24 protein-coding genes and 1 pseudogene are annotated in these 25,404 nt (G+C 63.3%); 15 read left to right on the top strand and 10 right to left on the bottom strand.

Features of this window, described 5'->3' with window-relative positions; translation table 11 throughout:
• Positions 1–52 precede the first annotated feature (52 nt).
• Complete coding sequence (locus Q0O99_RS01115) at positions 53–1,825, bottom strand: DUF1302 family protein (RefSeq protein WP_293747639.1); 1,773 nt, start codon at positions 1,823–1,825, stop codon at positions 53–55.
• 287 nt (positions 1,826–2,112) lie between these two features.
• On the opposite strand from Q0O99_RS01115, the gene Q0O99_RS01110 reads away from it, so the two are divergent.
• Positions 2,113–3,366 carry an Hsp70 family protein gene (locus tag Q0O99_RS01110; RefSeq protein WP_293747637.1) on the top strand — a complete coding sequence of 418 codons (1,254 nt, stop codon included), beginning with the start codon at positions 2,113–2,115 and terminating at the stop codon, positions 3,364–3,366.
• A 148-nt stretch (positions 3,367–3,514) separates the two neighbouring features.
• Here Q0O99_RS01110 and Q0O99_RS01105 read toward each other — a convergent pair whose 3' ends face one another.
• Positions 3,515–4,714, bottom strand: coding sequence for a tetratricopeptide repeat protein (locus tag Q0O99_RS01105; protein ID WP_293747635.1), 1,200 nt, complete (start codon positions 4,712–4,714; stop codon positions 3,515–3,517).
• A gap of 93 nt (positions 4,715–4,807) precedes the next feature.
• Between Q0O99_RS01105 and Q0O99_RS01100 the strand changes: the two genes are divergently transcribed.
• The 3 genes from Q0O99_RS01100 to Q0O99_RS01090 are packed head-to-tail and all read left to right on the top strand — an operon-like array spanning position 4,808 to position 7,768.
• Positions 4,808–5,992 carry an MFS transporter gene (locus Q0O99_RS01100; RefSeq protein ID WP_293747633.1) on the top strand — a complete coding sequence of 395 codons (1,185 nt, stop codon included), beginning with the start codon at positions 4,808–4,810 and terminating at the stop codon, positions 5,990–5,992.
• 17 nt (positions 5,993–6,009) lie between these two features.
• Positions 6,010–6,477: a CoA-binding protein gene (locus tag Q0O99_RS01095; protein WP_293747631.1), complete on the top strand. Its 468-nt coding sequence runs from the start codon at positions 6,010–6,012 to the stop codon at positions 6,475–6,477.
• Between the two features lie 7 nt (positions 6,478–6,484).
• A complete protein-coding gene (locus Q0O99_RS01090; RefSeq protein ID WP_293747629.1) occupies positions 6,485–7,768 on the top strand; it encodes an O-acetylhomoserine aminocarboxypropyltransferase/cysteine synthase family protein in 1,284 nt (427 codons plus the stop codon).
• Between the two features lie 162 nt (positions 7,769–7,930).
• Here Q0O99_RS01090 and Q0O99_RS01085 read toward each other — a convergent pair whose 3' ends face one another.
• Positions 7,931–8,809, bottom strand: a complete 879-nt coding sequence (locus Q0O99_RS01085) for a DMT family transporter (RefSeq protein ID WP_293747627.1) — start codon at positions 8,807–8,809, stop codon at positions 7,931–7,933.
• Positions 8,806–9,717 carry an alpha/beta hydrolase gene (locus Q0O99_RS01080; RefSeq protein ID WP_293747625.1) on the bottom strand — a complete coding sequence of 304 codons (912 nt, stop codon included), beginning with the start codon at positions 9,715–9,717 and terminating at the stop codon, positions 8,806–8,808. Before Q0O99_RS01080 ends, Q0O99_RS01085 begins: the two co-directional genes overlap by 4 nt.
• 139 nt (positions 9,718–9,856) lie before the next feature.
• Here Q0O99_RS01080 and Q0O99_RS01075 point away from each other — a divergent pair, with 139 nt between their 5' ends.
• The 3 genes from Q0O99_RS01075 to Q0O99_RS01065 all read left to right on the top strand — a co-directional run bounded on the left by Q0O99_RS01075 (position 9,857) and on the right by Q0O99_RS01065 (position 12,214).
• Complete coding sequence (locus Q0O99_RS01075) at positions 9,857–10,570, top strand: YebC/PmpR family DNA-binding transcriptional regulator (RefSeq protein ID WP_293747623.1); 714 nt, start codon at positions 9,857–9,859, stop codon at positions 10,568–10,570.
• A 27-nt stretch (positions 10,571–10,597) separates the two neighbouring features.
• Complete coding sequence (locus Q0O99_RS01070; protein WP_293747621.1) at positions 10,598–11,575, top strand: tripartite tricarboxylate transporter substrate binding protein; 978 nt, start codon at positions 10,598–10,600, stop codon at positions 11,573–11,575.
• Between the two features lie 165 nt (positions 11,576–11,740).
• Positions 11,741–12,214, top strand: coding sequence for a DUF3237 domain-containing protein (locus Q0O99_RS01065; protein ID WP_293747619.1), 474 nt, complete (start codon positions 11,741–11,743; stop codon positions 12,212–12,214).
• A gap of 57 nt (positions 12,215–12,271) precedes the next feature.
• Here Q0O99_RS01065 and Q0O99_RS01060 read toward each other — a convergent pair whose 3' ends face one another.
• Complete coding sequence (locus Q0O99_RS01060; protein WP_293747617.1) at positions 12,272–13,510, bottom strand: FAD-binding oxidoreductase; 1,239 nt, start codon at positions 13,508–13,510, stop codon at positions 12,272–12,274.
• Positions 13,511–13,594: 84 nt separating this feature from the next.
• On the opposite strand from Q0O99_RS01060, the gene Q0O99_RS01055 reads away from it, so the two are divergent.
• Complete coding sequence (locus Q0O99_RS01055; protein ID WP_293747615.1) at positions 13,595–14,191, top strand: DUF502 domain-containing protein; 597 nt, start codon at positions 13,595–13,597, stop codon at positions 14,189–14,191.
• 17 nt (positions 14,192–14,208) lie between these two features.
• Here the strand turns inward: Q0O99_RS01055 and Q0O99_RS01050 are convergent, their stop codons facing one another.
• Positions 14,209–15,414: an aminotransferase class V-fold PLP-dependent enzyme gene (locus tag Q0O99_RS01050; RefSeq protein WP_293747613.1), complete on the bottom strand. Its 1,206-nt coding sequence runs from the start codon at positions 15,412–15,414 to the stop codon at positions 14,209–14,211.
• Positions 15,415–15,617: 203 nt separating this feature from the next.
• Between Q0O99_RS01050 and Q0O99_RS01045 the strand changes: the two genes are divergently transcribed.
• Both Q0O99_RS01045 and Q0O99_RS01040 read left to right on the top strand, forming a co-directional pair.
• Positions 15,618–16,043, top strand: a complete 426-nt coding sequence (locus Q0O99_RS01045; protein ID WP_293747611.1) for a PaaI family thioesterase — start codon at positions 15,618–15,620, stop codon at positions 16,041–16,043.
• A 68-nt stretch (positions 16,044–16,111) separates the two neighbouring features.
• Complete coding sequence (locus tag Q0O99_RS01040) at positions 16,112–16,246, top strand: hypothetical protein (RefSeq protein WP_293747609.1); 135 nt, start codon at positions 16,112–16,114, stop codon at positions 16,244–16,246.
• 77 nt (positions 16,247–16,323) lie between these two features.
• On the opposite strand, the gene Q0O99_RS01035 is transcribed toward Q0O99_RS01040, so the two are convergent.
• Genes Q0O99_RS01035 through modA form a run of 3 tightly spaced genes read right to left on the bottom strand, consistent with a single transcriptional unit; the run spans position 16,324 to position 19,021 of the window.
• Complete coding sequence (locus Q0O99_RS01035) at positions 16,324–17,493, bottom strand: ABC transporter ATP-binding protein (protein ID WP_293747608.1); 1,170 nt, start codon at positions 17,491–17,493, stop codon at positions 16,324–16,326.
• Positions 17,493–18,170, bottom strand: a complete 678-nt coding sequence (gene modB / locus Q0O99_RS01030) for a molybdate ABC transporter permease subunit (protein WP_293747606.1) — start codon at positions 18,168–18,170, stop codon at positions 17,493–17,495. Before modB ends, Q0O99_RS01035 begins: the two co-directional genes overlap by 1 nt.
• A gap of 47 nt (positions 18,171–18,217) precedes the next feature.
• Positions 18,218–19,021 carry a molybdate ABC transporter substrate-binding protein gene (modA, locus tag Q0O99_RS01025; protein WP_293747604.1) on the bottom strand — a complete coding sequence of 268 codons (804 nt, stop codon included), beginning with the start codon at positions 19,019–19,021 and terminating at the stop codon, positions 18,218–18,220.
• 220 nt (positions 19,022–19,241) lie between these two features.
• Between modA and Q0O99_RS01020 the strand changes: the two genes are divergently transcribed.
• Positions 19,242–21,131 carry a phosphoenolpyruvate carboxykinase (GTP) gene (locus tag Q0O99_RS01020; RefSeq protein WP_293747602.1) on the top strand — a complete coding sequence of 630 codons (1,890 nt, stop codon included), beginning with the start codon at positions 19,242–19,244 and terminating at the stop codon, positions 21,129–21,131.
• 94 nt (positions 21,132–21,225) lie between these two features.
• Positions 21,226–22,134, top strand: a complete 909-nt coding sequence (locus Q0O99_RS01015; protein WP_293747600.1) for a DMT family transporter — start codon at positions 21,226–21,228, stop codon at positions 22,132–22,134.
• A gap of 98 nt (positions 22,135–22,232) precedes the next feature.
• Here the strand turns inward: Q0O99_RS01015 and Q0O99_RS01010 are convergent, their stop codons facing one another.
• Entirely contained in the window at positions 22,233–22,703 is a 471-nt protein-coding gene (locus tag Q0O99_RS01010) for a hypothetical protein (RefSeq protein ID WP_293747598.1), read from the bottom strand.
• Between the two features lie 145 nt (positions 22,704–22,848).
• Here Q0O99_RS01010 and Q0O99_RS01005 point away from each other — a divergent pair, with 145 nt between their 5' ends.
• The 3 genes and pseudogenes from Q0O99_RS01005 (at position 22,849) to Q0O99_RS00995 (ending at position 25,262) form a co-directional block, all read left to right on the top strand.
• Positions 22,849–23,841, top strand: coding sequence for a LysR family transcriptional regulator (locus tag Q0O99_RS01005; RefSeq protein ID WP_293747596.1), 993 nt, complete (start codon positions 22,849–22,851; stop codon positions 23,839–23,841).
• Positions 23,838–24,719, top strand: coding sequence for a metallophosphoesterase (locus Q0O99_RS01000; protein WP_293747594.1), 882 nt, complete (start codon positions 23,838–23,840; stop codon positions 24,717–24,719). Before Q0O99_RS01005 ends, Q0O99_RS01000 begins: the two co-directional genes overlap by 4 nt.
• Positions 24,720–24,839: 120 nt before the next feature.
• Positions 24,840–25,262: pseudogene (locus Q0O99_RS00995) on the top strand (universal stress protein).
• Positions 25,263–25,404: the final 142 nt, after the last annotated feature.

Genomic DNA, 25,404 nt, shown 5'->3' with positions numbered 1-25,404 from the left:
CAAGCATGGACATCGTTCAGCATGACGCCGATGCCCACCCCCAAGCAGCCCTTCAAAATCGGGCACCAGCGACCAGACTGACATGGTCGCGATCGATCCGCAGGTTGTAGCGGCCACCGCTGTAGCGGTGGTACTGCATCTCGCCAAAATAACGCGGCCCGAATTCGGCGCGCAAGGCAGGGCGCAGCAGGGTTCGACCTTCTGAGTAAAGACCGTCGTGAGAGTAGCCTCTGACATCCTTGGCCCACAACAAAGAAGGCGTCCAGCTGATGCCCGAACCGGCCGGGGCATATCGGGCAGAAGCCAGCATCCTCAGACCCCAAGCGCTCGATGAGGTGTAGCCATCGTGGGTGCAGGTCTTGCCGGGCACAGTGTCCACGCAGGCGGGGCCCCCGTTATAGGCTGCACCGTTGTAGCCCACGAGCCGGCCGTACCGCAACACCGCAGGATCGGGCAGGCCTCGCACCTGGCTGACGCCGACTTCGGCCAGCAAGCGGATGCGCTCTGCGCCCAGGGTTTTTGGAAACACCGTGTCCACGCCCAAGCTGCCCGTGGTCACGGCAAAGCGGTCATACGCGTCAAAGCCGGCGCCCACGGGCAAGGCGGTGATGCCTTTGTTCAGCGCCAGCACCGAGGCCGGGCTGCGCGAGGCAAAGCTGGACAGCACGTCAAAAGCGTTCAAGGTGACGGGCTGATGCGGCCGGTAAGCCACCTCGCCCAACAGGCGCGTGGTTGGCGCCAGTTTTTTGCTGAAACTCAAGCCCAGCAAAGACACATCTTCAGGATAGACCATGGCGTAGCTGACCGAGGGCACACCCGGCGTCAGGGCGTTGATGGTCATGCGCAGGCTGGGGTTGGCGCTGTGCGTGTTCATGGCAAAGAATTTGACATCGGCATCCCAGGGCTCGGCCTTGTAGCCCACCAAAAAGCCATAGGCGCCTGTACTGGCTGCCTTCACATCGGCATTGCGGTTCAAATAGGCGCCACTGGCCAGCTGGCTTTGCTCGGACGCGCCGGCCAAGGCCGCGAATTCGCAGCCCTGTGGCGCAAACGACTGCACGTCGAAAAAGGTGCCGCAACCGGGCATGACCGTGCTGCGCGACTCGTAGGCCGCAAAGCCCTCCAAACGCCACAGGCTGCCCGGCGCCCATTGGGCACTCACCATGCCCACGGGCAAGCGACCCTCCGAAGGCAAAGCCCCCGGCCGCATCATGGCGGCCACATCGGCGGGGTTGATGACCGCATTCACGCCGCCCATGTCCAACATCGGCCCACCCCACGCGAGCACTTGGCGGCCCAAACGCAGTTTGAGTGGTGCGTCAGTGCCCGCGTCGACCTGCCCGTACACGAAGACTTCGTGCAAGTCCAGGTTACTGAACCGGGCGCTGGGCTCAAACCCCCTGTCGCTCAGCGGCTGGTTGGGCTGAAAGCCGTTGGGATAATTGCCATAGGCTGCGTTTTTCTCGCCCAAGGCAAAATCTTGCCAGGCCCTGCCACGAACAAAGAGGCCCCTGTTGTCTTTTTTCAGGTCCAGGTCCCAAACGAGCTTGAGCACGTTGGAGATGGCCTGGCCTTTGACAAAGTTCAAATTCGAACCGCCGGTCTGGCCCTGCAAGTTGCCCTTGGGCGTGCCGGGCACAACCCGGGAAGGCCACTCAGCATAAGCGTCCGGGCTGGGCGATTCAGTGCGGATTTGTATACCCCAAGTGACCGCACCGTGGAACTTTGCCTCTGTGCCCTCACCCAGTTGGATGTCGATGGCGGCAGCCTGCAAACAAGACGCGGCCATGGCAGAAAAGACCAGCGCGCCTTTTGTTGTGTTCACTTGGATATTCCTTGATGCCCAACGGGTGTGGCGCTGTCACTGCGCCCAACGCTTGGCCGCAAAGCTGTTGGAGACCTTTTCCACACAATAATTGGACAGGCACATTTAACATTTCTACTGATTATTGACCTTCGGCCAAAGCGGTGGCGCATCAGCACACTTTCATCTTGCTGAGTGAGGGGACATTCACGCACTTGGTGGCAAAATGCCCGGACCTTAAGACATGTCCGCGCAGGGCATGTGTCCCACGCCCGGGCTTGCGCCCTTCTGATTGACAGCCCCCGTTCATGATGTCTTCCCCCGCTGGCACACTCGGCATCGATTTCGGCACGTCCAATTCGGCCATGGCCTGGCTTGGCCCTGAGGGCAACGCCCGCCTGCTCCCACTCGAAGGCGAAGCCCTGGCCATGCCCACGGCCGTTTTTTACAACGCCGAGGACAGCCACGCCCACTTCGGGCACGACGCCCTCAAGCACTATCTGGAAGGCACCGAAGGCCGGTTGATGCGCTCGCTGAAAAGCCTGCTGGGCAGTCCGCTGTTGTTGGAAACCACGCAAATCGGGCATCAGCAGATCAGCTTTCAGGACATCATCGCCACCTTTTTGGCCACTTTGCGCGAGCGCGCTGCACAGCACTTGGGCAGCGCACCGCGCCGCGTGGTGATGGGCAGACCGGTTCATTTTGTGGACGATGACCCTGAGCGCGATGCGCAGGCCGAAGCCTCGCTGCGCCAAGCCGTGCAGTCGGTGGGTTTTGACGAGGTGTCGTTTCAGCTGGAGCCGATTGCGGCCGCGCTGGACTACGAACAACGCCTGACGAAAGAAAGCACCGTGCTGGTGGTGGACTTGGGCGGTGGCACCTCGGACTTTACGGTGGTGCGCCTGGGGCCTGAGCGCATGCACAAGGCCAACCGCAGTGCCGATATTTTGGCCACCTCGGGGGTGCACATTGGCGGCACCGACTATGACCGCCAACTGAACCTGGCGCAGGTCATGCCACTGCTGGGCTACAGGCACTTGGGGCCCGAGCAGCGCGAGGTGCCCAACCGCGTGTTTTTTGATCTGGCCACCTGGCACCTGATCCACTGGCAATACCAACCCAGAGCCATCGCCCACGCCAAGACCCTGCGCAGCAACTACCGCAACCCGCGCTTGCACGAGCGCCTGATGCAGGTCCTGAGCGAACGCCACGGCCACCTGTTGGCGCACGAAGTGGAACAGGCCAAGATCCGCTGCTCGGTGCACTTGGCGGACACAGCGATGAACTTGGCCGTGATCGAAGAAAACCTGCACGTGCCTTTGGGCCTGCAAGACATGCAGTTGCACTTGCACGAGCTACTGACGCGCACGGTGGCCTGTGCGCGTGAATGCGTGCAGCGGGCGGGCCTGAGCGAGGCGTCTTTGGATGCCATCTACCTCACGGGCGGCTCGTCAGCCTTGCGCACCTTCCAAAACGCCTTGCAAGCCGAGTTTGTCGGGGTGCCCTTGGTCGAGGGCGATTTGTTTGGGGGTGTGGCGCTGGGCCTGGCCTACAGCCGCTGAGCAGCCTAGACCTTCCATCGCAGGTCGGGCCTTTATGGTCCGACAGCCATCTACAAATACCCAAGTAGCCTTCGTGGATGGCAGAAGGTCCGGTGCGGGACCTTATGGGGTCACGCCTGAGACACTCGGACGATGGCCGCCTGCCCAATCAGGTCTTTTGCAGGTACACATAGGCGCCCATGAGGGGGTTGGCCTGGTCCAGCCGCAAAGGGGCGCGGTGAATGCGGGCCCATTGCCAGCCGTGCTGGGCGGCGAGCCCTTGCAGATATGTCAGGGCGTGCGCAAACCGCAGCGTGCTGTGCAACTGCACAGCCTGGCCAGGGTCCGCCTCTTCCACGGTGAAAGCCAGCCAGCCACCTGGCCGCACGCGGGAGCCCAGGGCCTCAAACACCGCCTCCAGATGGCCCACATAAATGAACACGTCAGCGGCCAGCACCAGGTCGACCAGCTCAGCGCCTTGCTTCAAAAAATCGACCAGTTCCTGTGCGTGCAGGTTGTCATAAACCCCCAGCGCACGGGCTTTGTCCAGCATGGCCGAAGACAGATCCACCCCGCTCAAATGCACGGCATGCGGACGGATCAATTGGCCACACAAACCGGTGCCACAACCCAAATCCCAAACCCGCTCAAACCGCGTGCCCGGTGGGACGGGCAGTTGTTCCAGCAACACGCGGTGGCCCTGGTAGCCCAGTTGGCCCACCAAGTGCGCCTCAAAGTCGTTGGCGTACTGGTCGAACAATGTTTGCACATAAGCCGCAGGCGCATTCACCACAGGCTGCTGCGGGCTCAGGGCGGCCAGGTAATAGCGGTGCAGCTCAGGGTCGGCCCCCAGCTGCATCGCCCGCTGGTAGCCAACGATCGCTTGCGCGGTCTGGCCCATGTCGCGCTGCACATGGGCCAGCTGGCTCCAGGCTTCGGCCAACTCGGGGTCGTGCGCCAAGGCCTGCTCAAAGGCTTGCAAGGCTTGCGGCAAGCGCGCTTGGTGCGCCAAACACTCGCCCCAGCGCAAACAAAATTCAGCCCCGTCGGCCCCCAAGGCACGCGCTTGTTCATGGCAATGCAAGGCCTGCGGCCAGTCGCCCAGGGCCATTTGCGCAACACCCCGGGCCATCCAAGCATCGGTCAAGGTGGCGTCGGCGGCAAGGGCTTGACGCAGGCACACATCGGCCTGCGCAAAGCGGCCCAGGTGCACGCAGCTCACACCCAGGTTCATCAGCACCGAGGGTCTGCCCGGTGCCAGCTGCAAAGCCTGTTCAAACAGCGCTGCAGCCGCCTCGAAGTCGTGACGTTCAAACTGTTCGATGCCCGCCACAAAGGCTTGGCGGGCTTGTTCGAGTGAAGGGTTCATGATCGCCAGTGTGACACAGGGTCTGCTACCCTGGAGCGTGCTCCTTTCGGTGCAAGGCACAATGCCTGCAGACATGCAAACACCGGAGACACCATGAAAGAACCCCCCTATGCCTGGGTGGTGGTCTGGGCCACCTTTACTTGCCTGGCGCTGATCTTCGGGGTGTCGTATTCGTTCGCGGCGTTTTTTGAGTCGTTTGCCGTCGAGTTTTCGGCGCAGCGGGCCGATGTGTCCTGGATCTTTGGCCTCTCGGGCTTTGTCTACTTTGTGCTGGGCGCGGGCGGCGGCATGCTGGCCGACCGGTACGGGCCGCGCATCGTGTGTTCGGCGGGCATGGCCATGATTGCGGGGGGCTTGCTGGCCACCAGCTGGGCCACGTCCTTGCTGGCGGTGTACGTGAGTTACGGCTTTTTGGTGGGCCTGGGCATTGCCCTCGTCTACACACCGTCGATTGCCAGCGTGCAACCCTGGTTCACCACCCGTCGGGGCTTGGCCGGGGGCATCGCCAGCTCGGGCGTGGGCGCGGGCACCTTGCTGGTGCCGGTGGGGGTGGCCATGGCCATTGGCTCCATGCCTTGGCGCGAGGCGATGCAGGTGTTGGCGCTGGGCGTGTTGGTGTTGGGTTTGCTGGCAGCGGCTTTGTTGCGGCGCGCACCGGCGGCCCATGCCACGGGAGCAGGCGGCTCGGCCACGGGCCTGACTTTGCGCGAAACCCTGCGCACCCCCACGTTCCGTTGGCTTTACCTGGCCATCGTGCTGGCTTCGCCGGTGATGTTCACCCCCTTTGCCCATGTCTCGGCCTCGGCCCGTGATTTGGGTTTGGACGAAGCGTTTGCGGTGGGCCTGGTAGGCTTAATTGGCGTGGGCAGCCTGGTCGGTCGCTTTGCCATCGGCCTGGTGGCTGACCGGCTGGGGAGGGCGCAAACGCTGGTGCTGATGCAGCTGTCCATGGGCGCGTCGTATGCGCTGTGGGGCACGGCAGGTGGGCAGGGACTGCTGGTGGTGTTCGCGCTGTGGTTTGGGCTCAGCTATGGCGCCATCGTGTCGCTTTTACCGGCCATTTGCATGGATTACTTTGGCGGCAAATCGGTCGCCAGCGTGGTGGGCACTTTGTACAGTGGCGCGGCTGTGGGCAATTTACTCGGGCCGGTGCTGGCCGGTGCGGTGTTTGACCACAGCGGCCACTACCTGGGCGTGATGGCCGTGTGCGGCGTGCTGTCGCTGTGCGCCACCTGGGCCTCGCGGCAGATGAAGCGCAGCGGGCAGTCGCGGTATTGAGCAGAGAAAGAAACCCCATGCACAATGATTTGCACGCGCTGCGGCGCATCCTCAAAACGTGCCCCACCATCGCCGTGGTGGGCTTGTCGGCCGAGTGGCACCGGCCGAGCTATTTCGCGGCCAAGTACATGCAGTCGCATGGCTTCAAAATCGTGCCGATCAACCCGCGCTATGCAGGCCAAGAGATCTTGGGCGAAACCTGTTACGCCAGCCTGGGCGACATCCCTTTCAAAGTGGACATGGTCGATGTGTTTCGCCGCGCCGAAGACGTGCTCCCCATTACCGAGCAAGCCGTTGCCATCGGCGCTCTTTGTTTGTGGCAACAGTTGGGCGTGGCCAACCCCGAGGCCGATGCGCTGGCAAGGCAAGCCGGGCTGGATTCGGTGAGCAACCGCTGCGTGAAGATCGAGCACGCCCGGCTGTTTGGTGGCCTGAACTGGGTGGGCGTGAACACCGGGATCATCTCGGCGCGGCGGCTGGTATAAGAACACCATGACCGACCGCCAATTTCACCCCGAAACCCTGGCCATCCATGCTGGGCAAATTCCCGATGCGGCCACCGGCGCACGCGCCTTGCCGATTTACCAAACCAGCAGCTTTGTGTTTGACAGCGCCGAGCACGCGGCATCGCTGTTCAACCTGCAGACCTTTGGCAATGTGTATTCACGCCTGAGCAACCCCACGGTGGCGGTGCTCGAAGAACGCGTGGCAGCACTCGAAGGCGGGCGCGCCGGGGTGGCCAGTGCCTCGGGCATGGCGGCCGAAACCATGGCACTGATGACCCTCTTGCAATCAGGCGACCATGTGGTGGCCGCTGGCGCTTTGTATGGCGGCTCGGTGACGATGCTGGCCGTGAGCCTGGCCAAGTTCGGCATTGAGACCACCTTTGTGGACGCGACCCAGCCCGAAGCTTTTGCCGCCGCCATGCGCCCCAACACCCGGGCGGTGTACGCCGAAAGCCTGGGCAACCCGAGCATGGTGGTGCTGGACATCGCGGCCGTGGCCGAGGTGGCCCACGCGCACGGCGTGCCGCTCATCATCGACAACACCGTGCCCAGCCCGCTGCTGTGCAATCCGCTCGCATTGGGAGCCGACATCGTGGTGCATTCGGCCACCAAATACCTGGCGGGCCACGGCACCACCTTGGGTGGCGTGGTGGTCGAGAGTGGCAAATTCCCTTGGGACAACGGCAAGTTTCCGGGCATGACCGAGCCGTCCAAGGGCTACCACGGCGTGAAGTTTTACGAGACCTTTGGCGACTTTGGCTTTTCCATGCGCTGCCGCATGGAGAGTCTGCGCGTGTTTGGTGCGGCGCTCAGCCCCATGAGCGCCTGGCAGATCCTGCAAGGGGTCGAGACCTTGCCCCTGCGCATGCAAAAGCACTGCGACAACGCATTGGGCGTGGCAATGTTTTTGCAGGCCGACCCGCGTGTGGCCTGGGTCAATTACCCTGGCCTGCCCGACCACCCGCAGCACGCCCTGATGCAGCGCCAGATGCGCGGGGCCTCGGGCCTGTTGGCGTTTGGGGTGAAAGGCGGTTTGGCGCAGGGCGTGACCTTCATCGAATCTGCCCAGTTCATGAGCCACCTGGTCAACATCGGCGACACCCGCACCCTGATCAGCCACCCCGCCAGCACCACACACCGGCAGCTGGACGAAGCCCAGCAACTGGCCGCAGGTGTGCCGCCCGACATGGTGCGCATCTCGGTGGGCTTGGAAAACCTGGACGACATCCTGTGGGACATCGACCAAGCCTTGGATAAAACCAGGCCATGACAACACCGGTGTCTTTTTGCCGGTCGGCGCTTTCAGGTCCGACATCGCGGGTGGCACACCGTCGCCGTTTTAAAAGTCGCTTCGCGAAAGAAGAGCTGTCGGACCGTAAAGGCCCGACCTACGGGGATGTCGGACCGCAAAGGCCCGACGGGGGATCGGTGATCAACGCACCAGCAAGGCCTGCTTGCGCCTGCGCTCCGCCTGCAACAGCCCCAGCCCCGCGGCCACCACCAGCGCAATGCCGCACCAAGCCAAAAGATTCGGCACATCGCCCCACATCAGGTAACCCAGCACCAGCGCCACCAACAAGCCGCTGTAGCGAAATGGCCCAATCACGCTCATGTCGCCCAGCCGCATGCTGAGCGTGAGCAAGTGGTAACCCGCCGCCAGACACAGCGACGCGCCGAACAGCAGCCACAGGTGCTGAGTGGTCATGGGCTTCCAGGGCTCGAACACACTCCACACGCCCGCCAGCAACATCACCATGGTGGAGGTGGACAAAGTGATCAGCAGTGAAGGCACCTGAGCGGGCACCAGGCGCGTCATGAAATCTCGGCCCGCGTGCAGCACCGCCGCAAACAAGCACAGCAAGGCATAGCCATTGAAGTCCCCCATGCGCGGCTGCACCACCAACAGTACGCCAGCAAAGCCCAACAAGGTGAGCGCCCAGCGGCCCGGTGTGACCCGCTCGTGCAAAAAGAACACCGCCATCAAAGTCAGGAACAGCGGACCCGCCAAATTGATCGCCGTGGCGTTGCCCAAAGGGATGTGAAACACCGCCGTGAGGTAGGTGAAGGACGCCAGGCTGTCGACCACGGCGCGGGCAGGCACCGAGCGCGTCAACGTGGTGCGCCAGTGCTGCAGCTGGCCCATCCACCCAGCCAGGGCCAACAACAGCGCGGTGGTCATCACGCCGCGCACAAAAATCAGTTGCGGTGTGGACAGGTCGGCGCTGACCCACTTGACCAGCGCATCGTTGACCACAAAAAACACCATCGCCCCGGTCATGGTGACGATGCCGCGCCGGTTGTGCTGGCTCATGCCTTCAGCCCTTGCAAAAACGGCAAGGCCTTGGCCAGCAGGGCCTCAGGGGCTTCTTCGGCGATGTAATGGCCGCAGGGCAAGGCTTGCCCTGTGACCTGTGTGGCCACTTTTTGCCATTCCTGGAGCGGCTCAAAACAGCGCTGCACCACGCCTTGCGCGCCCCACAGCACCTGCAGCGGCATCTCCAGCCGCCGCCCTTGCGCGATGTCCTCTCGGTCGTGCACCAGGTCAATGCCTGCAGACGCCCGGTAGTCTTCGCACAGGCCATGCGCGGCACCCGGCAGGGCCAGGCAGCGCTGGTATTCGGCCAAGGCGCGCGCATCGAACGGCGCCAACCCGGCGCTGCGCTTGCCCATCACATCGGTCACATAGGCCGCTGGGTCGGCCTGGATCAGGCGCTCGGGCAGGGGCTGCGGCTGGATCAAAAAGAACCAGTGCCAATAAGCGCGTGCAAAGGCCTCGGTGGTCTGCGCGTACATGGCCAAGGTGGGCGCAATGTCGAGCAGGACCATGCGGCTGACCGCATCCCCATGGTCCATGGCCAACCGGTGCGCCACCCGGGCACCCCGATCGTGCGCCAGCACCGCAAAGCGGGCAAAGCCCAGGTGCTGCATCAGGCTCACCTGGTCTTGCGCCATGCTGCGTTTGGCATAAGCCGCGTGGTCTGGCCCGCCTTCAGGCTTGGACGAATCGCCATAGCCGCGCAAGTCGGCCGCCACCACAGTGAAGTGCTGCGCCAGCGTGGGGGCCACTTTGTGCCAGATGGCCAGGGTTTGCGGGTGGCCGTGCAGCAGCAACAAGCCGGGCCCCTGACCCCCCACCATGGCCGAGATCGAGATGCCGGGGCTGACCTCCAGCAGGTGGTGGGCAAAACCGGGAAACAAAGGCAAGGCAGGGTGGTTCATGGGCAGCGTTGTGTCTGATCGGCCATTATTGCCCTCCCAGACCCGGTCGCCTGTGACCTGTGAGACCCGCGTTTGACGAAAGCTTGAGATGGGCGAGCGCTTAAACTCTCCGCTTTGATCCCAAAACAAGGAAGACCCCATGGGCGCGCAGTGGAAAGCAAAAGGCAAGGCACAGGCAGCCGATGCCCGCGGCAAATTGTTTGGCCGCTTGGCCAAGGACATCATGATCGCGGCGCGCAATGGCGCTGACCCGTCCGCCAACTCGCGCCTGCGCTTGGTGGTCGAGCAAGCCCGCAAGGTGTCCATGCCCAAGGAAACGCTGGAGCGCGCCATCAAGAAAGGCGCAGGCCTGCTGGGCGATGCGGTCAGCTTTGAGCGCGTGATCTACGAAGGCTTTGCACCGCACCAAGTGCCGGTGATGATCGAGGTGCTGACCGACAACGTCAACCGCAGCGCGTCAGAGATGCGCGTGCTGTTTCGCAAGGGCCAGCAAGGCACTTCAGGCTCGGTGTCTTGGGACTTTGACCATGTGGGTTTCATCGAAGCCGAACCCGCCCAGGCCGGCGCCGACCCCGAGCTGGCCGCCATCGAAGCGGGCGCGCAAGACTTTGAGCCTGCCGACGAAGACGGTGTGACGGTGTTCATCAGCGAGGCGACCGACCTGGACCTGGTCAGCCGCGCCCTGCCCGAACACGGCTTCACCGTGGTGTCGGCCAAGCTGGGCTACAAACCCAAAAACCCGGTCGACCCGGCCAACCTGAGCGCCGAACAACTCGAAGAAGTCGAAGCCTTCTTGGGCGCGATCGACAACAACGACGACGTGCAAAACGTGTTTGTGGGTCTGCTAGGCTAACGCCTTTCAATTTGTCAGGAGTTACACATGATTGCATCCCTGAGTTTTCGCCACCTGGGCTGGACCGCATCGGTTTTGTTGGCTTTGGCTGTCAGCAGCAGCGCCCTGGCCCAAGCCTGGCCTCAGCGCCCCATCAAAGTCGTCATTCCTTTTCCACCCGGCGGGCCCACTGATCTGGTCATGCGCACAGCGGCCGAAAGAATACTGGCCAACCTCAAGCAACCCATCGTGATCGAGAACCAGCCCGGGGCCGGTGGCAACATCGGTGCGGCCACCGTGGCGCGGGCCGCTCCCGATGGCTACACCTTTTTGTTCGCGACCGACACGCTGCTCACCGTCAACCCGCATGTTTACAAATCCATGCCCTTTAAGCTCGATGACTTGAAGCCCATCAGCGTGCTGTCTTCGTTCAGCCAGACCCTGGTGTGCAACCCTTCGCTGGGTGTCAAAACAGTGTCCGAGCTGATCGCCAAATCCAAAACCATGCCCTTGAGCTATGCCTCCGGCGGCGCGGGTGTGCCGGGGCACTTGTCCACAGAATTGCTGCTGAGCATGACCGGCATGCAGATGACGCACATCCCCTACAAAGGCCCGGCCCCCGCCATGCAGGACGTGCTGGCCAACCAGGTGCCTTGCGGTCTGCTGGCCGGGCCCACGGTGCTGCCCCATGTGCGCTCGGGCAAGTTGACGGCGCTGGCGGTGTCGGGCCAAGCGCGAGCGCCCTCTTTGCCCGAAGTGCCCACCATGGACGAAGCTGGGGTGAAAGGCTATGAGGCCGACTTCAGCCTGATCTTGATGGCCCCCAAACAAGTGCCCGATGACATCGTGGCCAAATTCCGCCAAGCGGTGGTTGACGCGCTGCGCACCCCAGAAGCCACCGAGCGCCTCAGGGCATCCGACCAGACCGTGATGGGCAGCACACCCGAGCAGGCGGTCGCCAAAGTGGCCAAGGACTTTGCCAAGTGGGGCGCGGTGTCGCGCAAGATCGGTTTGAGTCTGGACTGACACCAGCGCGCCTCCCAAATGACAAGCCCAACCAGCGAACGGGTCGGGCCGATAGGTCGTCACAAGAGGATCGACCCAAGGTTTACCCAAAAGAAGCTTCATCGTTCTGATGGGCGGGGCGCATGAGTGAGACCCGATAATGAGCCCACCGTGCAAAGGCCGCCCATGACCGAAACCCTTCCCCCACCCCAACTCGAACACCTGTGCGACCTGGCCGTGACCATTGCCGCGCCGGTGGAAGTGGGCCACACACCCGCCGGTTTGCGCCGCATGATCCCCATCACCGGTGGCAACGTCACCGGCCCCCGCGTGAACGGCAAAGTGTTGGCCGGGGGTGCCGACTTTCAGCTGATCTTGGAAGGCGGCACGCAAGCGCATCTGGACGCGCGCTATGTGATCGAGCTGGACGATGGCAGCCGGGTGTTTGTGCAAAACACCGCCTTGCGCGTGGCCTCGCTCGAGAACTCGCAGCGCATCATGAGCGGCCAGCCAGTCAACCCGGACGAGGTTTACTTTCGCTGCCAACCCAAGCTTGAAGCCACCGCGCCGCAATGGGCCTGGCTGAGCGAGAGCCAGTTCATCGGCAGCGGGCGGCGGGCACCCGATGGGGTGTTTTTGAGCTTTTACCGGGTGTGCTGAAACTGGTATCTGGCCCCAGCCAAACCCGAGCGCTGGCTTCCAATGCGCCGGCCCTGATCACCCAAACCGCCCGGGCCCATAAGGCATCGGATCGACGCAAGTCGGCTCACCGCCAACCATCTCGGCCAGCAGTCGACCGGCCACCGGGCCCATGGTGAAGCCCTGGTGCGCGTGGCCAAAGTTGAACCACAGCCCAGGGTGTCGCGGTGCCGGGCCCATCACGGGCAACATGTCCGCCGTGCAAGGGCGTGCGCCGAGCCAAGGCGGCTCGGGCAGGGGCTGGCCCAGGTCGATCCATTCCCGCGCCAGCGCTTCGGCCTTGGCCAGTTGCACCGGCGTGGGCGGGGCATCGATGGGGGCAAACTCGGCCCCGGTGGTCAGGCGCAAGCCGCGTTGCATGGGCGCCAGCACATAGCCGCGCTCGGCGTCGAGCAGGGGTTGCCGCACTGGGACGGGCGGGGTGTAGTGCTGGTGGTAGCCGCGTTTGATGAACAGCGGGTAGTGGTAACCCAGCGTGCGGATCAAACCATCGGACCAGGGCCCCAGCGCCAGCACAGCCTGCTGGGCATGCACCAGGCCTTCGGTGGTGTGCACCGACCATTCCGCGCCCTGCGCCTGCAAGCTGGCCGCGTCCCCCGTCAACACACGGCCGCCACGCGCCACAAACAGGTCGGCATAGCGCTGCACCAAGGCGCCCGGGTCATTCACTGCCCACGGGTCCAGCCAGTGCACCGCGCCGGCCAAGGGTTTTTGCAAGGCCGGTTCGGCCAGCGCCAATTGGGCCGTGTTTTCTGCTTGGGAGCGCACACCAAAACGCGTGTGCAAATCTTCGGCCCGCTGCGCCGCCGCGTCGAACGCTTCGGCCGTGCGGAACACAAAGCGAAAACCTTCCCGCGAGACCAAGTCTTGCGCCTCCGCCGCCGCGATCAGCGGATCATGTTCAGCCGTGGCGTGGGCGATCAGGCGGCTGTAGGCTTGGGTGGCCTGCGTATGACGCTGGGGGTGCGAGTGGTGCCGGTAGCGCAGCAGCGCTCTGCCCATTTGCCACAGCCCTTGGGCGTGCCAATGCACTTGGGCACCGCGCCCCAAGGCCACGTCCAGCAAAAAGCCCGGCTCACGCGGAAAGGCATAAGGCTCGACCGCCTCGCGCTGGATCAGGCCCGCATTGCCCATGGATGTTTCTTGGCCCGGCGCACGCCGGTCCACCAGCGTCACGTCAAAGCCGCGCTGCTGCAAATGCAAGGCGGTGCAGGTGCCCACCATGCCCGCGCCCAAAACAAGGATGGAAGAGTTCATAAGCCGAGCATCATGCAGCAGCACCCGGGGACTCGTCTATCCCCTGTGCTTTCGGTTTTTTCTCACCCGGTCACAATCTCGGGCATGAAACGCCTCTACGCTTATTTTTTTCGGGGTCTGATCAGCTTTTTGCCGGTGGGTCTCACGGTCTACGTGCTCTACCTGTTCGTCGCCTGGGTCGAAGCCTCGGCCATGCGTTTACTGGGCCCGATCACCGGTGACTTTTACCTGCCGGGCCTGGGCATTGTGCTGGGCACCGGGTTCATTTTGGTGCTGGGCTTTTTGGTGTCGCAGCCCTTCATGACGCGGGTGCTGGACTGGGTTGAATTGCCCTTCACCAATTTGCCCTTGGTCAAAAGCATCTACTCGTCGCTGAAAAGTTTTGCCGACTATTTCGCGCCCCACGAACGCGACGTGCAACAGGTGGTGTTGCTGAAAAAACCGAACACCGACTTGTCCATCATCGGCTTGGTCACGCGCCAAAGCCTGGCCGATTTGCCCCTGGATGCGCAAACCCAGCAGCACCTGGCGGTGTACCTGCCCATGGGCTACATGATTGGTGGCTACACCGTGTTTGTGCCCCGCGATTGGGTGCAGGTGCTGGACATGTCGGTGGAAGAAGCCATGCGCTCTTCTTTGACGGCGTGGATGGGTAACCCCAAAAATCCGCATGCGCCCTGAACGTGAGGCACGCCGGCTCAGGTCTGCGCCGCCAAGAACGCCACCGCCGCCGCGACACCATCGGTGCCAAAGGGGATTTTTTGCACCGTCATGGCCGCCTCGATACCGGCCAGCGCGCCCAAAATCATGGGCTCGTTCATGTCGCCCAGATGGCCGATGCGAAACACCCGTCCGGCCAAAGGCCCCAAGCCCCCCGCCATGGCGACCTGAAAGCGTTCGCGCGCCACCGTGCGCAGCGCTTCGGGGTCGATGCCCGGGGCCACCTCGATGGCGGTGACCGAGGCCGAGCGTGTCTCGGGCAAGCGGGCATGAAACCGCATGGCCTCCGGCACTGCCCAGCGCTCGACCGCTGCATGCACCGCGCCCGCCAGACGTTGGTGGCGCGCCCAGACATTGGGCAAGCCTTCTTCTTCGAGCAAGGCAATGGCCATCTCCAGCCCGGCGATGTGGGCCAGCGGCGGCGTGCCGCAAAACTTGGCCGACTGGTTGTCGCTGTCGCGGCGTTGCCAGTCCCAGTAAAAACGCGGTTCGGCGTGGCGGGCTGACCATTCCATGGCTTTGGCGTTCACGGCCACAAAGCCCAAACCAGGCGGCATCATCAAACCCTTTTGCGAGCTGCCCAGGGCCACGTCCACGCACAAGGCGTCCATGTCAAACGGGCTGGCGGCCAGCGAGGCCACCACGTCCACCACATACAACGCCGGGTGCGCCGCCGCGTCGATGGCGCGGCGCACCGCCGCCAAATCGCTGGTCACGCCGCTGGCCGTGTCGGTGTGGACCACCAGCACCGCGCTGATGCGGTGGCTGGTGTCTTCGCGCAGGGCTTGCTCGATCGCAGCCACGTCAAAGGGGTGACCCTCTTGGTAAGGCGTACGCTGCAAGGCGATGCCCATGCCCTCGATCTGGAGGGCCCACTGGTCCGAGAAATGGCCCGAACCCGCCAACAGCAAAGTGTGCTTCGCCGAGGCCAGGTTGGCCGCCGCCGACTCCCACATGCCGTGCCCGTTGCTGGCAAACAAGAACACATCAGAGCGCGGACTGCGCAGCAGCCGCTTCATGCCGCTTTCACATTCGGCAATCATGGCCGCCACCCGAGGGTCGGACAAATCGGTCATGGGCCGCTGCATGGCGTGCATGACCTCGTCGGGCACATGGGTGGGCCCCGGCGAATGCACAAAGCGGATGCCGGGGATGCGGGGAGTGGACGGTGAAAAACGGTTCATGCCATGCCTGCTGGTCGGTGAATGAGACCTTTCAGTTTAAGTCGGCAGGTGCGCCCTGCCTGTGCCCAGGGCGATAGCTGGCTCACCGGCAGAAAATGCAGCTTGCCCCGCATCGCCATCGCCATCGCCATCGCACGGGATAATCCCAGGGAATCCTCAACCCGCTGGGCCTGCCCCGACCCGCACCTCGCCCCAAGCCAGCCATGACACCTTCCCAGCCCCCAGTGAGCCGCGACACCTTGCAACAAGCCTTGGCAGAATTGTTCGCCCCTTGGGTGCAGTCGCTGAACCTGCAGGTCGAGCGTTTCGATGCCGACAGCGTGACACTGCGCTTGCCGCAAAGCGACCAGTTGTCGCGGGTGGGCGGCATGCTGTGCGGTCAGGCCATGATGGCGGCCGCCGACACGGCCATGGTGCTGGCGCTGATCAGCCACTTTGGGCAGTTCCGGCCCTGCGGCACCGTGCAGCTGTCCAGCAGCTTCATGAAACCGCTGTCAGGCCAGGACGCGCTGGTCACGGCGCGGGTGCTGCGCGCAGGCAAGGCCATGGCCTTTGGCGAGATTGACTTGGCCGGGGCCGACGACGGCAAGAGCGTTTTTCGGGCCAACACCACCTATGCCCTGATGTGAGCCGGGTTGTCAGTGGCCCGCCAGCCGGTCATGGCTACAATACCGCCATTCTTGTTCTGAGGTCCCCCATGTCCAATCACAACGACGCACACAATTCTGACGACCCCGTGGAAAACGTGGTCAAGCACATTCCCGTGGTCATCCCGGCCGCAGGTGCCGTGTTGATTTTCTTGTTGGCCTTCATTGCCGTGGTCATGGCCTGAAGCCCCGTCCCCGTCGGGTGCCCCGCCAAGGCCGCACCCTCCAAGCCCAACCCGCAACAGCGCGCGCTTTGCGGGTTTTATTTTGTGCGCACCGGCATGATGTGCAGCGCCTCTGGCGCGATCTGAAGCTGAACCCAGCCACCAGAGACGACCTGCAAACGCTGCAACAGGCGGCTGGTCAGGTTCAAGGTGATGGTTTGGCAGGGCAAGGCTTCGGGCCTGAGCGTGCACAAACTGATTTCACCCAACGACAAGACCTCCAGCAACTGGCAACGCAAACGGGTGTGGCCCAGCGGCGCAAGGCTGGGCGCCTCGCCATCGGCCATCACGTCCACCTGTTCCCCGTTCAGCACCCAAGTCACCGGGGTGCCGTCGTCGATCTTGTTCTTGTCGAACACCGCCAAGTCCAGTCCAGCGTCTGAGGGTGCCGCATCGGTCCAGCGCAAGCGCCCCCAGCCGGCTTGGTCCTTTAAAAAGCGGCCCTCAAAGTGGTTTTGAATGCCCACCAGTTCGGCCACCCGGGCGTTGCGCGGGCTGGCAAACACACGGGCGGGCTCGCCGGTTTGCAGGGTCTGGCCCGCGTCCACGATCACCACCCGGTCGGCCAGGCGGCGGGCCTCTGCCAGGTCGTGTGTCACGAGCAGCATGGGCACCGACACCTTTTGGCGCAGCGCGGCCAGCTCGCGGTACAGCGTCTGGCGTGTGGGCGCGTCCACCGCCGAAAAGGGCTCGTCCAGCAACAACACACCGGGCAAACAGGTCGGGGTCGGGGTTGAAGCCCAAGAGGGCGTCGGCATGACACGCACCAGCGCCCGCGCCAACGCCACGCGCTGCTGCTGACCACCAGACAGTTGCGAGGGCCTGCGCTGACTCAGCGTGGCCAGCCCCAAACGGGCCAGCAAAGTCTGCACATCGGCGCTCGACCAGCCAGACCCAGCGGCCAGCGCCACATTGGCTTGCGCCGTCATGTGCGGAAAAAGCGCGTAATGCTGGAACACCAGACCCGCCCGACGCTCTTGCGGGCTGAGCTGCACGCCCACTGCCGTGTCCAGCCATGCCTGGCCCGCCACCCGAATCTGGCCTTGCACATCGGCCGGCGTCAACAGCCCGGCAATGGCGCGCAGCATGCTGGTTTTGCCACTGCCAGACGGCCCAACCAGGGCCACCAACTCGCCCGCGCCGCAGTCAAATTCGGCTTCCAGCCGAATCGGGCTGGCCGAGCGCAGTTGCACCTGCAAGCCTTGCATCAGCGCTCCTGCAAGGCGCGGCCACGTTGGCCCACCCGGTCAAAGGCCAACACCAGCGTGAGCGCCAGCAAAGACACGCCCACCAGCGCCAGCGCCATGACATGGGCCGACTGCAAATCCATGCCCTGCACCTTGTCATAGAGCGAGACCGACAGGGTGCGCGTCTCGCCTTCGATGTTGCCGCCCACCATGAGCACCACGCCAAATTCGCCCAGGGTGTGGGCCACGGTGAGCGCCATGCCCGCCAGCAAACCAGGCCAGGCCAGCGGCAATTCGATGCGCCAAAACGTCTGCCAAGCGGACAAGCCCGACACCCAAGCCGCCTCCCGCAAGCTGTGCGGCACCGCGGCAAAGGCGCGTTGAATGGGTTGCACCATGAAAGGCAAATTGACCAGCACGCTCACCAACAGCAAACCTTCGAGGGTGAACACCAGCCGAATGCCCGAGGCCGCCAGCCAAGCGCCCAAGGCACTGCCCTGGCCAAAGGCCACCAAAAAGTAAAACCCGATCACGGTGGGGGGCAACAGCAAGGGCAGCAGCAGCAACGCTTCGACCACCGGCCGCCCGGCCCAGGCGGTCACGGCCAGCCAGCGGGCCAGCGCCAAACCCACTGGCAGCAAAGCCAAGGTGGTCAGAGCGGCCAGGCTCAGGGATACGTGAAGGGCAGACCAATCCATGGTGTGGGTTTTGAAGGCTGAGCTGAAATGTGGGGTGTGGGGCTGGATTATTGCGGCAAGGCGTAACCGTGCCGCACAAACACCGCCTGCGCGGACGGGCTAAGCAAAAACCGGTGCCAGTCTGCCGCCGCCGCACCCGCGCCCTTGAGCAGCACCATGCGCTGGTGCAGGGGGGCGTGCAAATCAGCGGACAACGGCAAGACCTGCAAGCTGTGGGCGATCTCGGGGGCCTGGGCCAGGGCCAGAGCGGAGATGCCCGCCTGCGCTGCGCCCGTGGCGACAAACTGGGTGGACTGACCGATGTGGTCGCCCAGCACTTTCTGGTGCGCAGGCAGCGGCCCGACTCCGGCACGCTGCAAAGCCTGGACGGCGGCCACGCCATAGGGGGCCAGCGCCGGGTTGGCGATGGCGAATTTGTCGCCCGGCTTCATCGAACGCACCACCGCCACCAAGCCTTGGGCCAGCGGCAGCGCTGAGTTTTTGGGCACGATCAACGCCAGGCGGCCCGTGGCGTAACGCTGCCCTCCGTCCACGGTATGCCCGGCTTTGGCCAGTTCGGCCACCCAAACCTCGTCGGCCGAGATGAATTGCTCAACCGGCAAGCCCTGCAAAATTTGCCGCGCCAGGTTGCCCGAAGCACCCAGATTCACATCGACCTGAACGCCTGTTTGTTGTCTGTAGTGGGTTGCCAAGTCAGCCATCACAAACTTCAGGTTGCTGGCGGCAGCGATTTTGATGCGGGTCGGGCTTTGCGCCTGTGCCGCCCACGGAGCGAACCACGATGCCGCTAAAACCGCCAACAATCCAAAGCGCCGCAGAGGCTTGAAACCAGAACCCACAGTAACCCGCATAATGTCATGCTTATTTTGCATAGTTTTAAAGAGGTTTTCAGCCCAGCTGACAGGCACGAAACAGGCAGCCTCCCTAAAATCGAGGCCCGTTGGTGACAACGCCGTGACATCCGCTTTTTCAAGCGGCCAAAGCCTTCAGTATCTCAGCCCCACAGCCGTTTTTTCAAAGCCCCTGCGCAGAGGTTTTGAAAAAACGATTTTTAAACTTGGAGCACTTCCCATGAACTCACCCGTGATGCAGGGCCTGAACCTGAATACGCCCAAATACGTCAAGAACGCCAAACTGATCGCCTGGGTCGCCGAAATGGCCGCCCTGTGCAAGCCGGCCAACATTCATTGGTGCGACGGCTCGCAAGAAGAGTACGACCGCCTGTGCGCAGAGTTGGTGGCCGCAGGCACCTTCAAAAAGCTCAACCCCGCCAAGCGCGCCAACTCTTTCTTGGCTTGTTCCGACCCTTCGGACGTGGCCCGAGTGGAAGACCGCACTTTCATCTGCTCGGCCCAAAAAGAAGACGCAGGCCCGACCAACAACTGGATGGAACCTGCGCAAATGCGCGCTACCCTGAACCCGCTGTTTGACGGCTGCATGGCAGGCCGCACGATGTATGTGGTGCCTTTCTCGATGGGCCCCTTGGGCTCGCACATCAGCCACATCGGCATCGAGCTGAGCGACAGCGCCTACGTGGTGGTGAACCAGAAGATCATGACCCGCATGGGCAAGGCGGTGTTCGACGTGCTGGGCACCGACGGCGACTTTGTGCCGTGCATGCACACCGTGGGCGCGCCGTTGGCCGCAGGTGAAAAGGACACCACATCCTGGCCTTGCAACCCCTCCACCAAATACATCGTGCACTACCCCGAGACCCGCGAAATCTGGTCTTATGGTTCGGGCTACGGCGGCAACGCGCTCTTGGGCAAGAAGTGCTTTGCGCTGCGCATCGCCTCCAACATGGGCCGGGAAGCCGCAGGGGGCCCCTCCGGTAGCCAGGGCTGGTTGGCCGAGCACATGCTGATTTTGGGCGTGACCAACCCCCAGGGCAAAAAATACCACGTGGCGGCTGCTTTCCCCAGCGCCTGCGGCAAAACCAACTTCTCGATGCTGGTGCCGCCAACTGTCTTTGAAGGCTGGAAAGTCACCACCATCGGCGACGACATCGCCTGGATCAAGCCCCACACCAACGGCAAGATGGTCGCCATCAACCCCGAAGCCGGTTACTTTGGCGTGGCCCCCGGCACCAACATGAAGACCAACCCCAACTGCATGCTGAGCCTGAACAAGGACGTGATCTTCACCAACGTGGCCCTGACGGACGACGGCGACGTGTGGTGGGAAGGCATGGAAAAGGACACCGGCCAACTGCCCGACCATTTGATCGACTGGCAAGGCAAGGACTGGACCCCCCAGATCGCCAAAGAGACCGGCGCCAAAGCCGCTCACCCCAACGCCCGCTTCACGGTGGCTGCGACCAACAACCCGGCACTCGACCCCGCTTGGGACGACGCTGCAGGCGTGCCGATCGACGCCTTCATGTTCGGCGGCCGCCGCTCGACCACCGTGCCACTGGTCACCGAAGCGCGCAGCTGGACCGAGGGCGTGTACATGGCCGCGACCATGGGCTCGGAGACGACTGCCGCCGCCTTTGGCGCGCAAGGCGTGGTGCGCCGCGACCCGTTCGCCATGCTGCCGTTTTGCGGCTACAACATGAGCGACTACTTCCAGCACTGGCTCGACACCGGCGCCAAGGCGCAAGCCGCTGGCCACAAGTTGCCCGCCATGTACTGCGTGAACTGGTTCCGCAAGGGCGAAGACGGCGCGTTTGTCTGGCCAGGCTATGGCGACAACATGCGCGTGCTCAAGTGGATGATCGACCGCCTGGAAGGCAAAGCCCAGGGCGAAGAGACCATGTTCGGCATCGTGCCCACCTACAGCGAAATCAACTGGAACGGCATCGCGTTCAGCGCTGAGCAATTCAAGTCCGTCACCAGCATCGACAAAGCCGCCTGGCAAGCCGAGTTCAAACTGCACGACGAACACTTTGCGCAGCTGAGTTACCACCTGCCCCAGGCCTTGCTGGACACCAAAGCAGCGCTCCAGTCGCGTCTGGCTTAAAAATCAGCTTCTGCGCCCCTCCGGCGTCTGAGTCTCCAACCGCCCCGGCCACCACAAACCGGGGCGGTTTTTTTTGGCCTGCACAATCGGTGTCATGTCTTTGCTGAATACCTCTGAATCCCGCATCCGCATCGCCTCGTGGTTGATGTGGGTGACACCGGCCTTGTGGTCGGTCAATTACATCGTGGCACGCAGCGCCATCGGCGTGGTGGAGCCCCACATGTTGGCCTTGGGCCGGTGGGCTTTGGCGGGGGTGATCCTGGCATTCATTGCACGCAGTGAACTGTGGCGCGAGCGGCACAGCACGCTGCGCGATGCGGGCCGCTACTTGGTCTTGGGGGCCTTGGGCATGTTGATTTGCGGGGCCTGGGTTTACCAAGGCGCAAAAACCACCTCGGCCATGAACATTGCGCTCATTTACGCCGCCTCCCCCGTGATCATCGCCGTGGCGGCGGTGTGGTGGCTGGGCGAGCGGTTTTCTGTGCGCCAGAGCGTGGGCGTGGTAATCGCCATGGCGGGCGTGTTCCATGTCGTGGTCAAAGGCCAGTGGCTGGCCTTGGGCCAGGTGCAATGGGTTGCCGGTGACGGCTGGATCGTGCTGGCCATGGTGTCGTGGGCTGCTTATGCCTTGCTGCAAAAAAAGTGGCCCACACCGCTGGGTTCCACCGCGCGTTTGGCTGCGATTTGCATGGGCGGCATGCTGGTGCTGCTGCCCTTTGCCGCTTGGGAATTCGTTCAAGCCGACACACCCGCTTGGACTTGGCAGGCCACGCTGTTGGTGGTGGCCGCGGGCTTGTTGCCGGGCATTGGGGCGTATTGGGCCTATGGCTTTTGCCAAAAGGTCTTGGGCGCCAGCCGCGTGGCCGTCAGTTTGTACCTGGGCCCCTTGTATGGCGGCTTGGCCGCTTGGCTGGTGCTGGGTGAAGCCATGGGTTGGCACCACCTGATGGGCGCGGCGCTGATCTTGCCCGGCATTTATTTGGCGTCTCGCCCTTCGCCTTGAAGCGGCCAACGGGGCCCCGCCCCTTTTGCATGAAAAAAAAGCCTGCTCAAGGAGGCCTTGGGTTGTGTGGGTCACCGCAGGACCCCGGAGATAAAACTTCAGATGTAATACATGCGGTCTCGCACCAGTCGGGCGGCACGGCGCGTCATCAGGTTTTCCAGATCACGGGCCGGACCTGTGGCTTCGCTGGCGCGGTCCATGGCCACTTGCAGCTCACTCATCAGACGCGGGTCGGACTGCGCCATGGACCACAAACGCTCGTCGGCGCGGCTCCGGGCCACATGGGCCGACCAGGCGTCCAACCCGGTCATCAGGTTTTGTGCCAAGTGGCGTGTCAGGCCGCGCAGCACCCAAATGGCCAGCACGGCCACGGCCCACAGCGCCAGCCAGGCGGCCACCACATGGGATTCGGCCCAGCTGTCGATCATCTGATCGACACCGACGACCAGTGCAGCCACACCTGCGGCGAGCAGCAGGTTCGCCAGAGTTTTGCTGGAAGTGCTGTGGGCGGTGAGTGCCTCAGAAACGGCGGGCATGGTGCCCAGGACAGATTTGGCGGTGGTGTTCATCGTGTGTTTCCTTGATTCGATTTTGTTTTCTTTGGCAACCCAAATCAACAAAAGCATGAGTCGAATCATAGGGTTTTTACCAATGTCGTTCAACTTTATCTTCATAATGGCATTCATTCATAATGGTGATAGTTGAAGATCACCCATGCCCTCCCCCATCCCGTCCTCTTTTCGCACCCTCGACCTGAACTTGCTGCGGGTGTTTGACGAAGTCATGGCCGAGCGCAGCCTGACCCGGGCCGCGCACAACCTGTCACTCACCCAACCGGCCGTGAGCAATGCCTTGCGCCGCTTGCGCGAGGCCTTGGGCGATGAGCTGGTGCGCCGGCACGGTCACGGCGTCGAGCCCACGCCCCGGGCGCAGGCCCTGTGGCCCAGTGTGCGCGAGGCCCTGCGCCAATTGCAGGCGGCCATCGTGCCCAACGCTTTTGAGCCGCAGCAGGCCAACAGCACCTTTGTGCTGGCCATGGCCGACGCCACCGCCGCCGAACTCATGGGCGGGCTGGCCCGCCAGCTGGAGCTGCAGGCCTCCGGCGTGTCCTTGCGCGTGCTCCCCCTGACCACACGCGACCCGCGCAAGTTGCTCAGCGAAGACAGCGCCGACATCGCGCTGGGCTACTTTCCGGCGGTGCTGGCCGACCTGACGGCACGCGCCCAATCGGGCGAGGCCATTGCGTTTGAACACCAGCGCCTGTATTCGGGCGAATACGTGTGCGTGATGCGCAAGGGCCACCCACTGGCCAAGCGGCCCATCGGCTTGCAAGCCTATTGCGCGGCCCGGCACTTGCTGGTCAGCTTTTCCGGGCGAGCCTACGGCTTTGTGGACGAAGCGCTGGCCGCCATCGGACAGCAAAGGCGCATTGTGCTCACGGTGAACCAGTTTTTCACGGCGGGGCGGGTGGTGGTGAACTCCGATTTGCTCACGGTGCTGCCACGCCACTTTGTCCCCACCACCGGCATGGCCCATGAGCTGGCGCTGCACGAGCTGCCCTTTGTCGTGCCGCCCGTGCAAGTGCATGCCCTGTGGCACCGCAAACGCCAACAAGACAGCCCGCACCACTGGCTGCGCACCCAACTGCAACAAGTGGCCCGGCAAGCTTTTTCCAACGCTGTGCCGACCCACGACATTTCGACATGAACATCCAACTCCTGTCCGACCTGCACCTGGAGTCCCACCCCGACTTCATGCCCAGCCCGGCCCCGGGTGCCGATGTGCTGGTGCTCGCGGGCGACATTGGCTCTTACCAAGCGGGCTCGGCCTTGGCCAGCGCGGGCGACGGCGACTTTGGCCTGGCGCGGTTCTCACCCCTGCACGGCTGGCCCACACCCGTGTTGTTTGTGCCCGGCAACCACGAGTACGACGGGCTGGACTTTGACGTGGCCCACGCCCGGCTGCGCCAAACCTGCGCGCGGCTGGGCATCACCTGGCTGGAGCGCGAAGTGCTGCAACTGGGTGGCGTGCGCTTTGTGGGCACCACGCTGTGGACCGACTTTGACGCGCTGGGGCCGCTGGCCGGGCAGCCCATCCCCGACCCGCTGACCGACAAAATTCCGGCGCACTTCAGCCACCCCAACAGCCAGTACACACGCCAACTCAAGGCCCGCCACAAGGCCTTTCGCGCCGCCAACTTTTACCTGCGCAAAACCCTGACCACGCGCCAAAGTGAGCCCTGGCTGGCCGAGGGCCTGCGCGAGCAAGCCCTGCAATGCCAGGACTGGCTGAGCGCTGCGCTGAACGTGCCTTTTGCGGGCCCGACCGTGGTGGTCACCCACTTTGCACCCAGCCTGAGCAGCGCCGACCCGCGCTATGGCCGGGTGCCAGGCACAGCGGGGTTTTGCAACGCACTGGACCACATGCTGCCCCACGCCCAGTTGTGGCTGCACGGCCATTTGCATTGCCCCAGCGACTACACCCAAAACGGCTGCCGCGTGGTGGCCAACCCGCTGGGTTATGCGCGCAAAAATGAGCAACTGATGTTCAAACCGCAATGCGTACTGGAGGTCAGGGGCACATGAGTCCGCCCAGCTCCAACCTGATGGCACACGCCACCTTCTGATTTCATGACCTAGGTCAAGACCTCATGGCCCTGCACGGCATAGAGTGAAGACTTGTCTGATCTGCAACAGGAGACCCTCATGAAAATCTTATTGGCCGTTGATGGCAGTGAATACACCCGAAAAATGCTGGCCTACTTGACCACACACGACGAGCTTTTCAGCACGAACAACCGCTACACCCTGCTGACGGTGAGCCCCCAACTGCCGCCCCGCGCACGCGCTGCCGTGGGCAAAGAGATGGTTGACAGCTACCACCGCGACGAAGCGGAAAAAGTACTCAGCCCGGTCACCAAGTTTTAATTGCGCCACGGCATCGACGCCAAAACCATGGCCAAAGTGGGCCATGCGGGTGAGACCATTTCTAAATCCGCCGACAGCGGCAAGTTTGACTTGGTGGTGATGGGCTCGCACGGCCACGGCACCTTGGGCAACTTGGTCATGGGCTCGGTCGCCACCCAAGTGCTGGCGCACTGCAAAGTGCCTGTGCTGCTGGTGCGCTGAAGGCCCTTGGTGAGCCGGCGGGTCCGGCCGCTGCAGCGACGAGCCCAGCCTTCAAGTCATAACCTGACGGAATAGCATTGCCCTTGCAATTTCAATTCATTTGAGCGACTCCTGCCCTTATATTGATGGGCTGGCTGCTTTC

The organism is Limnohabitans sp. Rim8 (assembly GCF_945901735.1).
Lineage (GTDB): Bacteria > Pseudomonadota > Gammaproteobacteria > Burkholderiales > Burkholderiaceae_C > Limnohabitans_A.
The sequence above is the reverse complement of the archived record's forward strand: the minus strand, read 5'-3'. Positions and strand labels throughout refer to the sequence as shown.